Below are 13,283 nucleotides of genomic sequence, written 5' to 3'. Positions count from 1 at the left end.
AACCAAGGTCAGAGGCATTAGAACGCGGATGACGAAAAATTTACAGGGCAAAAGCCTGAGACCAAAGTCAAAGATATTAGAACGCGGATGACGCGGATTGAACGGATCTACGCGGATACTGCCAAACCTTAAAACAGTAGGGTGGCCACCCCGTGCCCACGCGGATCTGACTGCGAATAACGCTCTTAGAGTTAACCCCTAAAAGCAGAATATACCCTCGCCCCTCCCCCAACCCGTCCGGCAAAAGGTCCCCTCCCCTTCAAGGGGAGGGACAGGGTGAGGATGGGGTCCCCAGAGCATCCTCTGTCATAAAGATAGAGACCTCTAAAAAAATATTCTCATAATCACACTTTGTGTAGTAATATCTATGGTACGCTTTAGCAGACGGCAGATACGTTAACTTCCAGACAGAGTAGCAATCTGGTGCTCACAGCGCTTGAGGGCGGGCAGATCCCCTCCTCTGTGTTTCATGTTATCGTTTCTATCTGATATGGCCGGGGGCGACCATGACAAAGCAGAGCGACGGAAGCTATAGGGAACTTTTCGACGGGAACCCGCAGCCGATGCTGGTACTGTGCGGGGGAAACGGCAGGGTGCTGACTGCCAATCGCGCCGCCATCTCCCTTTACGGCTATGGCCGCGAAGAACTTCTGGACCGCACCCTGCGCCAGCTCACCGCCGATGACGGCGCCATTCCTCCCGGTAGCGGCGACCGTTTCTCCTCGGACCGCCACCGGAAAAAAGACGGCACCCTCTTCGGCGTCGAGCTCAGCTGGCACTCCACCACCTTCGACGGGGAACCGGCAGAACTGGTCACCATCGGCGAGGCACGCAAGGAGCGGGTCGCCGACCTCGAGCGCCAGGTGGCCGAGCGCGCCGCCGAGCTCAACTCCTCCCAGCGCGAGCTGGAAACCTTCTGCTACTCCCTCTCCCACGATCTCAAGGCCCCCATCCGCCACATCGACGGCTTTTCCAAGGCCATCCTGGACGACTTCTCGGAGCAGCTCGACCCGCAGGCGCGCGAGTACCTGGTCCGGATCGGGCAGTCCGCCGCCAAGATGTCGCAGCTCCTCGAGGCGGTCGGGCAGCTCGCCCGGGTCTCCCGTGCCGAGCTCGACCGGCAGCCGGTGAACCTGAGCGTCCAGGCGCAGATCTTCCTCTTGGGGCTCAAGCACCGCTTCCCCGAGCGCCCGGTGGAGATCGAGGTCGAGGAAGGGGTGAACGTGCAGGCCGATCCGCGGCTCGCCCGCCAGCTGGTGGAGATCCTTTTGGACAACGCCTGGAAGTTCTCCTCCAAGACCGACCGCGCCCGGATCGAGTTCGGGGTCACCGTGAAGGAGGGGGAAAGGGTCTGTTTCGTGCGCGACAACGGCGCAGGATTTGACATGGTCTACGCGGAAAAGCTATTCTCCGTGTTCCACCGGCTGCACCGCGCCGACGAGTTCGAAGGAAGCGGCGTGGGGCTTGCGGTGGCCCAGCGGATCGTCCGCCGCCACGGCGGGAGGATCTGGGCGGAGAGCTCACCCGGCCAAGGCGCCACCTTCTATTTCACCCTTCCCACACCGCACTGACGAAGACAAGGCAGCACGATGTCCAAACTCCTGAAGGTCCTACTGGTCGAAGATTCCCCTGAAGACGGCATGCTCCTTCTGCGCGAGCTCAAGCGCGGCGGATACCAGCCCCAGCACCGCCGGGTCGAGAGTTCCACCCAGATGCGGGAAGCGCTGAAGGCGGACACCTGGGACGTCATCCTCTCCGATTACCATCTCCCGGGCTTCGACGCGCTCGGGGCCCTGCGCGTGCTCCACGACAGCGGGCACGACCTCCCCTTCATCATCATCTCCGGCAAGATCGGCGAGGACCTGGCGGTCGCCGCCATGAAGTCCGGCGCCCACGACTACCTCATGAAGGACAACCTGACCCGCCTCATCCCGGTGGTGGAGCGGGAACTCAGGGAGGCGTCCGAACGGAGGGTGCACCGGATCACCCAGGAAGAGGTGGTGCGGGCCAAGGCCGAGTGGGAGGCGGTCTTCAACGCGGTATCCGACCTGATCTTCATCACCGATTCCGAGGGGATCGTCGAGCGGTGCAACCGCAGGGCGAGCGACTACTTCGGCGGTTACGGCCAGGTGCTCGGGAGATGGATCGACACCATCTTCTTCGGTGAGGGGGAACCGGCGCAGAAGGTCTTCCGCTTCGTGCACATGATGGGAAACGAGATCGAGGAGGACGTCACCTTCCCGAACCTCAAGGGGTGGTACAACGTGGCGAGCTACCCGATGCAGTTCGAGCACGGCAGAAGCGGCTACGTCTTCATCATCAAGGACATCACCAAGAGGCGCGAGGTCGAGGAGGAAAAGCGGACCACCGACCGCGAGCTCCTCACCATGTACGCGGTCGCCTTCAAGCTCAAGTACACCCAGGGGCTCGCCAAGCTGACCGGCGAGCTCCTCTTCCAGCTGCACAACATGCTGCAGATGGAGTTCTCCTTCATCCATCTCTACCGCAAGGAGCGGCTGGTCATGCAGGGCTCGCTGGGGCTCTCCGGCGGCATGGACGCCGCCATGAGATCGCTTCCCAAGACGAGCCAGTGGAGCGTTCTCACCCAGAAGGGAAAGCCGTTCGAAGGAAACGGCGCCGACGACCGGTTCCCACCCAGGGCGCGGATCGAGGGGCAGGAGATGGGGGTTCATTCCTGGTGCTGCGTGCCGATCATGGTCGGCCAGGAAGTGGTCGGGGCCATGACGGTCGGGACCCGCTCCGAGCGCGTGTTCAATCCCCGCGAAGTCTTCCTCCTCTCCTCCATCGCCGGGCAGTACGCGGTCCTCGTGGAGAACTACAACCTGTACGACCAGATGAAGGAGAAGGCCGACGAGCTCTACCGGAGCAAGGAAGAGCTGAAGGTCAACCTGCAGAAGGTGAAGAGGGCCAACATCGAGCTCGGGAGGCTCAACACCGCCAAGAACAACTTCATCGGGATCGCCTCCCACGAGCTGAAGACGCCGATCACCTCCATCATGGGGGGGGCCGAGTTCCTGCTGAAGTACTCCGGCCTGCAGATGACCCCGGAACAGCAGAGCATCCTCGCCTCCGTGTACGAAGGGGCCGTGCAGCTCAGAAAGCTCGTCGAGGACCTCCTCTCCATCTCCCGGATCGAGACCCAGGGGAGCAACCCGCAGAAGCGCCCCGTCAACCTCGTGCAGCTCGCCCGCGAGGCGCACGACCTCTTCATCCTTCCCCTCTCCGAGCGGCACATCGCCGTCAACGTATCCGGAGACGAGAGCCCGGTCCCGGTCGACGAGGCGTTCGCGTTATTGGCCGTGAAGAACCTTTTGGAGAACGCCATCAAGTTCACCCCCGACGGCGGGACGGTGGTTTTGAGCGGGAAGCAGGTCAAGTCCAACCAGGTGAAGGGCATGGCGAAGACCCTCAAGCACTTCTACGGCAACTTCCCGGCCAACCTGGCCCAGACCGACAACTACTACCTTTTCCAGGTGAAGGACTCCGGGATCGGGATCCCCGAAGAAGAGCGGATGCGGATCTTCGACAAGTTTTACGGCGTGGGCGAGATCGAGCACCACACCTCCGGCACCACCGCCTTCATGAGCAAAGGGAGCGGCCTGGGGTTGTCCATCGTCCGCGGCATCATGGAAGTCCACCAGGGCGCCGTCTGGGTCGAAAGCGAAGAAGGGAAAGGGAGCACCTTCTTCCTCCTCTTCCCCGTCTGAAAAGGCAAAGTCAAAGGCGATGGAACGCGGATTAAAATAATCCCCTCGCCCTCCGGGAGAGGGTGGCCGAAGGCCGGGTGAGGGAGGTTTTCGTTTCAACCAGAGTCAAAGGCATTAGAACGCGGATGACGCGGATTGAGCGGATCTACACGGATACTGCAACACCTTTTAAGGATAAAGCCACAACTAAGAAGGCAAAACCGGGAACAAGGTCCCCTCCCCTTCAAGGGGAGGGACAGGGTGAGGATGGGGTACCCCTAAAAGGATTAAGGTTTAATCCGCGTAAATCCGCCCAATCCGCGTCATCCGCGTTCGATTCGCCTTGTCCTCCATTTCCATGTAAACTTCAACCATGCCCCCAGCCATCCGCCTTCATGAGATAACCAAGACCTACGGCGACTTCACCGCCGTCAACCGCTTCAACCTCGAAGTCGAGCGCGGCACCGTCTTCGGTCTCTTAGGCCCCAACGGCGCCGGCAAAACCACCCTGATCAAGATCCTCACCACCCTCATGCGCCCGAGCTCAGGCGACGCCTACGTCGAAGATCACAGCGTCACCACCGCCGGCAAAAACGTCCGCAGCGTCATCGGCGTCGTCCCCCAGGAAAACAACCTCGACCGCTACCTGACCGCCCGTGAGAACCTGATCCTCCACGCGCGCCTGCACGGGATGCCCTCCTCCCAGTACAACCCGCGCATCGACGAGCTCCTGGAGATGACCGGTCTCGCCGGGCGCCAGAAAGACTTCCCCGACACCTTCTCCGGCGGGATGCAGCGCCGCCTGATCGTCGCCCGCGCCCTCGTGCACGAGCCCCGCGTCCTCTTTTTGGACGAGCCCACTACCGGCCTCGATCCCCAATCCCGCCGCGGCGTGTGGGATTATATCCGGGGGCTTAGGAAGACCATGACCGTCTTTTTGACCACCCACTACATGGACGAAGCCGACAGCCTCTGCGACCGGATCATGATCATGGACCACGGCGTCTCCTTAGCCGACGGCACCGCCGCCCAGCTGAAGGAAGCCTTCTCAAGGGCCCACGTGTACGAAGTCGAGTTCAGGGAGAACAGTGAAGAATACGAAGCCGTGATCCGCGCCCTCCCCTTCGTGAGATCCGTCGAAAAAGTGGAAGAAACCTACAAGATAACGTTAGAGAGCGAGCGCTACATAAAGCAGCTGATGGACGCGTTGTCAGGTGCCGAGATACGGAAGATCTGTCTAAAAGAACCGACCCTGGAAGACGTCTTCATCTCCCTCACAGGAGAGAAGATACGAGAGTAAGGTGAAAACCATGGAACGCGGATTAAATATACCCTCGCCCTCCGGGAGAGGGTGGCCGAAGGCCGGGTGAGGGAGGTTTTCGTTTCAACCCAAAGTCAAAGGCATTAGAACGCGGATGACGCGGATTGAGCGGATCAACGCGGATATTGCAACACCTATTTAAGGTTAAAGCCACAACCAAAGAGACCAAGCCGGGACAAGGTCCCCTCCCCTTCAAGGGGAGGGACAGGGTGAGGATGGGGTAACCCTGAAAGATTTAAAGCATTATCCGCGAAAATCCGCCCAATCCGCGTCATCCGCGTTCAAAAGGTTTTACCGAGGCGATATATGTTCAAAGGAGCCATCTCAATCTGGGGCCGCGACATGCTGGTGCTACGCCGGAGCATCCTCTCCGAGCTGATCGCCGTCGTCGCCTACCCCCTCACCCTCTACCTCGCCTTCGGCTACGGCCTCAAAGGCTACATCAACGCCGTCAACGGCGTCCCCTACTCCCTCTTCATCGCCCCCGGCCTCATCACCATGACCGCCGTCAACGCCGCCTTCGACGAATCCGCCTGGAGCATGTGGTTCCACCGCCGCGTCCAGCGCACCATCGAGGAATACCGCACCACCCCGGTCACCGTGTACGACATCGTCATCGGCAAGATCTTCTCCGGCTTCTCCCAGGGCTCCATCAAAGGCGCCGTCGTCTTCCTGGTCATCGCCCTCATGACCCCCTTCCGGATCGACTACGCCCACCTCCCGCTCTACCTTTTGGTGATCGCCATCTCCTCCATGACCTTCTCCTGCCTGGGCACCATCTGCGGGACCGTCATCGACAAGCCCGAGAACATAGGCCGCGTCAACTCCGTCATCATCGTCCCCCTGATCTTCATGGCCGGCATCTTCTTCCCCCTCTCCTCCTATCCGGGAGTGGTCCTCCCCTTCATAAAGCTGTTGCCGACCACCGCCATCTTCGAAGGCGCCCGCGACGCCCTCCTCTTCGGCACCGTCCCCCTCCCCTACCTGCTGAACCTCGTCCTAACCGCCGCCCTCCTCTTCGCAGTCGCCGTGTACACCTTCAACGACAAAATGTCCGAATAGCCGAAAGCCACGAAATTATACCTATACCCTCGCCCCTTTAGGGGAGAGGGTGCCCCGAAGGGGCGGGTGAGGGAAGTTTCACTCACCTCCCCCACCAATCTCAAAGAGCCTGATACTCCCGTTTCCACCCGTAAACTCACCAGTCCGCGATTATTCTTGAGTTATAAACCCCTTTCATAGTAATCTTTGCTTTAAACTTCTACCCTGGTCATCAGCCACCCAGAAGGGGTGAGCCGGATGAGAGAGCGCTCCTGTTGCAGAGCCAGAACCTTTGGCGTGAATACCATTCCCTGCCCAAGTCTATGAGCCCCCCGCCGCATGCCGCGCCATCCAGGACGACATTGGAGAAAATAGATGGCTGAAGAGTTTGTGCCCAAATGGATAGCCTGGGAAACTACCCAGCGCTGCAACCTCAAATGCGTCCACTGCCGCTGCTCCTCCGAGCTGACCTCGTCCGAGGGGGATTTCACCACTGAAGAAGGCAAAAAGCTGATCAAGGAGATCTCCGAGTTCTCCAAGCCCGTCATGGTCCTCTCCGGCGGCGAACCGCTGATGAGACCCGACATCTTCGAACTTGCCGAATACGGCACCTCCCTGGGCCTGCGCATGTGCATGGCCACCAACGGCTCGCTCGTCACCGACGAAGTCTGCGAGAAGATGAAGAAAGCCGACATCAAGATGGTGTCGCTCTCCCTGGACGGCTCCACCGCCGAGGGCCACGACAACTTCCGCCAGAGCCCGGGCTCCTTCGAAGGCGTCATGCGCGCCGCCGAACTCTTCAGAAAGCACGGCCAGAAGTTCCTGATCAACTCCTCCTTCACCAAAAGAAACCAGAACGACATCGCCGCCACCTTCAAGCTGGCCAAGTCCGTCGGTGCCACCGCCTGGTACATGTTCATGATCGTCCCCACCGGCCGCGGCGAAGAGATCATGAACGAGCTGATCTCCAAGGAAGACTACGAAGAGATCCTCGACTGGCACTACCACCAGGAGAAGATGGAAGACGACATCCTCATGCGTCCGACCTGCGCGCCGCACTACTACCGGATCGTGCCGCAGAAAGCCAAAGCCGAAGGCGAGAAGTTCGAGCGCCGCTCCTTGACCTTCAGCACCGGCGGCGGCAAAGGATGCATCGCCGCCCAGACCATCTGCCTCATCGACTGCTTCGGCAACCTGAAGCCCTGCAGCTACTTCCACCGCACCGCCGGGAACGTGAAAGTCACCCCGTTCCGCGAGCTGTGGGAAAACAGCGAGATCTTCAAAGATCTGCGGAACTTCAAAGCCTACAAAGGCAAGTGTGGCCAGTGTGAGTACATCAACGTCTGTGGCGGCTGCCGCGCGAGAGCCGATGCCGTCCATGGCGACTACATGGAAGAAGAACCGTTCTGCAACTACGTCCCCATCAAGGTACAGCGCGAGCAGGGGGATAAATAAAAACAACAACTCAGAACGCGGATGACGCGGATTGAGCGGATCAACGCGGATTAACCTAAATGCTTTTTGGTTACCCCCAAAGCTTTAGGTTTGTCCCTCAAGCTTTTGGTGTAACCCAAAGCCTTGGTTTAATCCGCGTAAATCCGTAAAATCCGCGTCATCCGCGTTCCAGGTTGTGATTTTACGGTTAGTTTGATCCGCCTTTATCCGTAGTTTCCGTGTCATCCGTGTTCTATCGGTTTTGAATTTGGTTTATATCCGCTGTTATCGTTTCTACCAAGGAGGATTCAATGAATACTAGATTTCTCGACGCCTGTTGGGGGAAGCCCGTTGACGTAGTACCCGTATGGCTGATGCGTCAGGCTGGCCGTTACCTTCCCGACTACATGCGCGTTCGTTCCACCTGCACCTTCCTCGAACTCTGCAAAACCCCCGAGCTGGCCTGCGAAGTAACCGTCCAGCCGGTCGACATCCTCGGCGTCGATGCCGGTATCCTCTTCTCCGACATCCTGACCCCGATCGAGCCGATGGGGATGAAACTCGACTTCACCCCCGGCCCCGTCTTCGAGAAGCCGATCCGCACCATGGCCGACGTCGAAGCCCTCAAGATCCCGAAGATGGAGACCGACGTCCCCTACGTGCTCGAGGCCGTGAAGCTTATCCGCAAGGCCCTGGCCACCAAGGTTCCCCTGATCGGCTTCGGCGGCGCCCCTTTCACCCTCGCCTGCTACATGGTTGAAGGCAAAGGCTCCAAAGACTTCGCCGCCCTGAAGAAGATGATGTACGCCGAGCCCGACGTGTACGCCGCCCTGATGGAGAAGATCACCACCATGGACATGGAGTACCTGAACGCCCAGATCGCCGCCGGTGCCCAGGCCATCCAGATCTTCGACACCTGGGGAGGCATGCTCTCCCCCGCCGACTACGAGCGTTACGTCCTCCCCTATACCCAGCGCCTGATCAATGGCCTGAACCGGACCAACGTCCCCGTCATCCACTTTGTAAAAGGCGCCGGCACCATGCTCGAGATCGTGAAGCAAGCCGGAGGCGACGTCATGGGCCTCGACTGGCACATCAACCTCGGCAAAGCCCGTGACATCCTCGGCGACATGGCCGTCCAGGGCAACCTCGACCCGACCGTATTGTTCGCTCCGAAAGAAATCATCGAGCGCGAAGTAAAGCGAGTGCTCGACGAAAACGCCGGCCGCCCCGGCCTGATTTTCAACCTGGGCCACGGCATCCTCCCGACAGTCCCCCCCGAAAACGCGATCTACATGGTAGACTGCGTCCACCGACTCTCGCAGAAATAAGCGCTTAAACCAAACGGGCGGCCCAAAAGGCCGCCCTTTTTTTTGCGTACTTTGTTCGCGTGCCAATACTGCTTGGGGATTACACCTACATTTTGTCTTGCAAATAACAATAGGTTTGTTCTAATCTGCACCACTGAGCTTTACGAAACCAGAGTGCTCACCACAGATAGGCGTACAAGTGAGCAGCAGCATACCTGGAACTGTTACTGGTGGAGGGGCAAGGAGGGCGGAGTAATGAGGGCAGCAGTAACGCCGACATTCAAGTATGATGGACTGGGTGTGCCTATCATCAAAACGGAGAGAATGGAGAGTATTACCTCGACAATTGTACGATTGGTGGAACCCGGCTACTCTTATCACAGTCCTAATGTCCCGATCCTCGGAATACTATCTCACCTCAGTGAGATACGGCTCATTCAGCTCGAACTCCAAAATCTTGGTTTTATCGGTGATAAGAAGATTCGCGGCAAGATGTCACCTAAACAGAATAAAATCTTCATAGATCATGGACTTGCCTCAAGTGAAGAATACGAACACCTTTTCCGAATGACGGCAGCCCACGAGTTAGGCCATTGGGTATTACATCGCAAGGTTCCGTCGGTAAACGCCAGTGAAATTATCGATACCGACGCAGAAGTTGAGGGAAGCCTTAATCATCACAACCAAAGGCTAGCATGGCTTGAACGACAAGCTAAAGCTTTTGCCGCTTCACTGCTTTTGCCAAGAGAGGAGTTCACAAAACTCGCACGAGGCTTGATGGTGACCATGAACTGCCACCACCCAGATGGCAAGTTTTATCTAAGCTTCCGCAACCAAAGGTCCTATATCGACTTCAAACAACAACTGTCAAAGTGGTTTGGTGTTTCAGATACTGCAATAGAAATTCGTCTTCACAAATTAAATCTTGTAGAGAACGATTTGAAGGTGCAATCGGTTGGACAGATTTTAAAGAAAGCGATCCAGTAGCACGTTGATGTTTAGCGCTACGGTAGCAAACGCGAAGGCTGAGGGCACTATGAAAAAGAAGGCCAGTCCGAAATTTGAAACGAACGTGCAGTATACAGCAGGTTGCGTCTGAACTTGTTAGCCACGACGTTGAGCGAGTTAGTAAGAGTAATTTACCAGCATAACGGTCGATTTCTCTGTGTTCTCCGGATGCGGTTGTGGGGGGACCCCAAAGGCGTTTGTCACATCCTTACTAGGGAAACGCCCGGGAACCCTGGGCCTTCACCTCGCCCCCTCCCAAGTGTACAGTACCCTAAATACCAATTTGAGAAGGTCTCATGGACAAAATTAAAACCATTCTTGAAAGGGGATATTTCCCTGTTCAACTCCCTCCGGCCTTTATTACGACTAGCCTTGCCAATAAATATTCCGAAATTATGACTGCATGGTCAGCAAGAAACCTTACCTATAATAAGATAGGCAGGTGTCGTATTGAACCGTTTTCAGTAGCGAGGTCCAACTATAACAGAAGAGTAACTGGAATCGTAAACCCTATACCATTTATTTATTTGGTGAAAAATATTGCTGTGCATTGGAGTAAAATACAAAATCATTATAGTAGAGGGAGGATTTCCCTTAGTCGTCCGAAGCTAGCACGTGGATTAAGATCTATAGAAATCACCAAATTCAATGAACTATATGAACAAAAAATACTTAAATCTACAGGCTACAGATTTGCGTTATTGACAGATATTTCGAGATTCTTCCCGTCAATTTATACCCACAGTATTCCATGGGCAATTCACGGTAAAGATGCTGCTAAACAAAATCAAAAGAATTACACTGACGCTTTCTTTGGCAACGTACTTGACGTATGTTCTATGCGTATACAAGACTTTCAGACCATTGGGTTGCCTATCGGGCCAGATACCTCTCATATTATCGCTGAAATTATCGGTGTTTCTATTGATATTGGACTTAGACAGAAGCTAGGACGCTCGCTTGCTGGTTTCAGGTATGTTGATGATTTCTGCTTCTTTTTTGAAAAACGTGAAGAGGCAGAGGAAGCTCTAACCGAGCTTGCAAGAATAATTAGCTCTTTTGAACTTCAAATCAATCCGAATAAAACTAAGGTCATAGAGATAAGGGACCTAGTCAGGGAATCGTGGAAATTTAAAGTAAAAGGTCTAACAATTTCAGACGATGTCAAATCTCAAAGAGATGATGTTCATCAATTTTTTGAGAACATATTCAGTCTTGAAATAAAGCTAGGTGATGAGAGCATAGTCAAGTATGCACTTAAGGTTTTGTCCACACGAATCATCAAAAAACAAAATTGGAAAACATTTCAGGCATATTTACTCAAATGTGGCTACACATTCCCGAACACACTCCAGGTTATCGCTAACATCCTGATTACCTATAAACACCACAACTATGATATAGACAACAAAGCAATAAGTAGGTTTTGTACTGGGGTGATTAAAAAGCACTCCGTTCTGGATGGACACAGTGAGGTGGCATGGGCCCTTTGGATTTTAAAAGAGTTATCACTTGATATTGATGATGATACGTTTCGCATCTTAGAAGATAATACAAGCTCTGTTTGCCTGCTTCTAGCAATTTCACTGCTTAAAACTAAAAATAGATTAAAGCTAATAAGAAGTGGATTCTTTGATAAGTACGGAACACAAAAATCCTTGTATGGGGATAACTGGTTGATAGCCTATGAAGCAGGTAAGGCTGGATGGATAAGGGGTGGAGACCAGTCACATATAGAGAGCGACCCTTTTTTTTCATCTCTTCTCTCTGAAAATATTTCTTTTTTCAACATCCATGCTAAGTTAAAGCCAATTTTTGATTTTAAAGATCCGAATGGCCAACTCGACGATATCTTCACTTCTGACGAGGATATCAACAAGTATTTCGATTTTGATGACGAAGATGAGGAATATTTCGATACCGATAAATCAGACCACGACGAGGACGAAGACGAAGAAAATGACGAAAACGATGACGGTAGCGGAAGCGATCCTTTCTCCTTCGACCCATTTTAACGGGAGCCTTGGGGGGGGGGCTCAATCTTGATATTTCTTAATCCTGAAGCCGAAGCCGGTCAAGAAGCAAGACCTGATAATCATCTAAAAGGCACCTCCTGGCATAGCAAGAGGCGGTTAACTTCCTGATATGCTGTTACCGAAACGCCAATTTCGTAACCCTCAGGAGGTGCCCGATGAAACTGTACTCTGGAATCGATCTTCATTCAACCAGCAGTTATCTTGCCATCATTGATGGCAAAGGGAAACGCATCTACAACGAGAAACTGCCAAATGACTTACCGACTCATTCAGCGGCTTGAGTTGTTCAGTGGGACCCTACAAGGAGTCGTTGTCGAGTCGACCTATAACTGGTATTGGCTCGTTGATGGTTTGATGGCAGCTGGCTTTGCCGTACACCTGGCAAATCCATCTGCCATCCAGAAATACAAAGGTTTAAAGCATGCAGACGATAAGCATGATGCCTTTTGGCTTGCCGAAATGCTGCGACTCGACATACTCCCTGAAGGTTATATTTACCCGAAGGAGGAACGGCCCATTCGTGATCTTCTGCGAAAACGAAGCCACTTGAACCTTCCGAGGGGTCAGGTCCGGAATCGGACATCTCGCGAACTTCCGAGAGGGCAGGACTTGACATCACCTGAAAGGACTACTGAGGGTCTGGACATGGACAAAGGGAGCTTCTAAGCGGACGTACTAGAGACTGCGGGGAGGGACAACGCTGGTAACTTATGTAACTTATTAATGTTGCAGGAGTGCTCTGGTGTCGCCGCAACCCTCACGTTAGCTGAGAGAAGACGAGATGAGGTAACGTTAGTGGGGCAGCGGATGTGAAAGTAACACTTGAGGGCCGTCCGGGATTGTACACCTCGCGTTGTTACTTCAGTTGACTGTCTTTGCTACCTCTCCGATTGTAGAGCGCGGCGGCCTTCAGTTTCTTTTCGAGCTCTGCTTGGCAGGCAACACAATATCTCACTCCCGGCAGGGCTTTTCGGCGCGCTTCCGGGATAGCAACCTCACATTCGTCACAATGAGTCCGGCTCTCGCCAGCCGGTAATCGGCTCTTAGCTAATGCGACGGCGGATTCGACAGTGGCATCTATCTGTTCCTGCACCGCCCCGTCTCTAGACCAACCAACTGCCATCACTGGCTCCTTTTATTCTCGGTCAGGAAGGTCGCTTGGTTTTCCCTCTCAAGGGGTGGACCGAACAACCATCTTATTATAGCCCTTCGGCATGGAACCGGGTGTTGAAGTTGATATCTCGGAGTATTCCCGAATAGCTACTTGGAGCTTGAAGGGGCTTGAAACTGCTCTAAGGTGTCGAGCGCCATGGTAATTTGCCAGTTTGAAGGGGGTTGTCGCCAACCGAATTTTCCACCCCCGTCGCCAGCCTAATTTTCCAGTTTGGCTGCAACCGTCGCCAACCTCATTTTCCACTTAGCGATC

General features: G+C 54.9%; 11 protein-coding genes. 10 read left to right on the top strand and 1 reads right to left on the bottom strand.

Annotation, left to right across the window (positions count from 1 at the left end):
* Positions 1-506: 506 nt before the first annotated feature.
* The 10 genes from ACYVL5_RS19015 to ACYVL5_RS18970 all read left to right on the top strand — a co-directional run bounded on the left by ACYVL5_RS19015 (position 507) and on the right by ACYVL5_RS18970 (position 12,523).
* Positions 507-1,571, top strand: a complete 1,065-nt coding sequence (locus ACYVL5_RS19015; protein WP_460597154.1) for an ATP-binding protein — start codon at positions 507-509, stop codon at positions 1,569-1,571.
* Positions 1,572-1,589: 18 nt separating this feature from the next.
* Positions 1,590-3,728 (top strand): hybrid sensor histidine kinase/response regulator, encoded by a 2,139-nt coding sequence (locus tag ACYVL5_RS19010; RefSeq protein ID WP_460597153.1) that lies wholly within the window; start codon positions 1,590-1,592, stop codon positions 3,726-3,728.
* A 352-nt stretch (positions 3,729-4,080) separates the two neighbouring features.
* Positions 4,081-5,007, top strand: a complete 927-nt coding sequence (locus ACYVL5_RS19005) for an ABC transporter ATP-binding protein (protein WP_460597152.1) — start codon at positions 4,081-4,083, stop codon at positions 5,005-5,007.
* A 327-nt stretch (positions 5,008-5,334) separates the two neighbouring features.
* A complete protein-coding gene (locus ACYVL5_RS19000) occupies positions 5,335-6,090 on the top strand; it encodes an ABC transporter permease (RefSeq protein WP_460597151.1) in 756 nt (251 codons plus the stop codon).
* Between the two features lie 354 nt (positions 6,091-6,444).
* Positions 6,445-7,524 (top strand): radical SAM protein, encoded by a 1,080-nt coding sequence (locus ACYVL5_RS18995; RefSeq protein ID WP_460597150.1) that lies wholly within the window; start codon positions 6,445-6,447, stop codon positions 7,522-7,524.
* A gap of 290 nt (positions 7,525-7,814) precedes the next feature.
* Positions 7,815-8,834, top strand: coding sequence for a uroporphyrinogen decarboxylase (hemE, locus tag ACYVL5_RS18990; protein WP_460597149.1), 1,020 nt, complete (start codon positions 7,815-7,817; stop codon positions 8,832-8,834).
* 234 nt (positions 8,835-9,068) lie between these two features.
* Positions 9,069-9,800 carry an ImmA/IrrE family metallo-endopeptidase gene (locus ACYVL5_RS18985; RefSeq protein WP_460597148.1) on the top strand — a complete coding sequence of 244 codons (732 nt, stop codon included), beginning with the start codon at positions 9,069-9,071 and terminating at the stop codon, positions 9,798-9,800.
* A gap of 317 nt (positions 9,801-10,117) precedes the next feature.
* Positions 10,118-11,836, top strand: a complete 1,719-nt coding sequence (locus ACYVL5_RS18980) for an RNA-directed DNA polymerase (protein WP_460597147.1) — start codon at positions 10,118-10,120, stop codon at positions 11,834-11,836.
* Positions 11,837-12,012: 176 nt separating this feature from the next.
* Positions 12,013-12,138 (top strand): hypothetical protein, encoded by a 126-nt coding sequence (locus ACYVL5_RS18975; protein ID WP_460597146.1) that lies wholly within the window; start codon positions 12,013-12,015, stop codon positions 12,136-12,138.
* Entirely contained in the window at positions 12,110-12,523 is a 414-nt protein-coding gene (locus ACYVL5_RS18970; RefSeq protein ID WP_460597145.1) for an IS110 family transposase, read from the top strand. Before ACYVL5_RS18975 ends, ACYVL5_RS18970 begins: the two co-directional genes overlap by 29 nt.
* A 190-nt stretch (positions 12,524-12,713) precedes the next feature.
* Here the strand turns inward: ACYVL5_RS18970 and ACYVL5_RS18965 are convergent, their stop codons facing one another.
* Entirely contained in the window at positions 12,714-12,980 is a 267-nt protein-coding gene (locus ACYVL5_RS18965; protein WP_460597144.1) for a TraR/DksA family transcriptional regulator, read from the bottom strand.
* Positions 12,981-13,283 lie beyond the last annotated feature (303 nt).

It is taken from the genome of Geomonas sp. Red276 (assembly GCF_054784495.1).
This window is presented reverse-complemented; position numbering and strand designations above follow the sequence as displayed.